We start from the raw sequence: 481 nt of genomic DNA, 5'->3' as shown, positions 1-481 counted from the left end.
CCACCCTGGCGCATCTGTTGGAGTTTGACTCGGTTCATGGCCGTTGGTCGCACCCAGTCGAGCATGAGGGCAGTGCCATAGTCATAGCCGGTCGGCGGATAGCGACCAGTCGCAATCAGGCCATTGCAGACAGCGATTGGTCTCAATGCGATCTGGTGATCGAAGCCTCGGGCAAGATGAAAACCAAGGCGCTGCTGCAAGCCTATCTTGATCAAGGGGTGAAACGGGTGGTGGTGACAGCGCCGGTGAAAGAGGACGGTGTCGCTAACCTGGTGATGGGGGTGAATCATCAGAGTTACGACCCGGCCAGGCATCCGATAGTGACAGCCGCATCCTGTACCACCAATTGTCTGGCGCCTGTGGTCAAGGTTATCCATGAGAACTTCGGCATTCGCCATGGCTCCATGACCACTATCCACGACATCACCAACACCCAGACCATATTGGATGCGCCCCATAAGGATCTGCGCCGAGCCCACGA

General features: G+C 57.2%; 1 protein-coding gene. It reads left to right on the top strand.

Annotation, left to right across the window (positions count from 1 at the left end):
• Positions 1–481, top strand: a 481-nt coding sequence (locus K5R16_RS22225) for a glyceraldehyde 3-phosphate dehydrogenase NAD-binding domain-containing protein (RefSeq protein ID WP_308440860.1), incomplete at both ends; no start/stop codon positions are given.

The sequence above is a fragment of the Shewanella sp. c952 genome (genome assembly GCF_019654975.1).
Lineage (GTDB): Bacteria > Pseudomonadota > Gammaproteobacteria > Enterobacterales > Shewanellaceae > Shewanella.
Note: the sequence above shows the minus strand (reverse complement) of the source record. Positions and strands in the feature narration are given on the sequence as shown.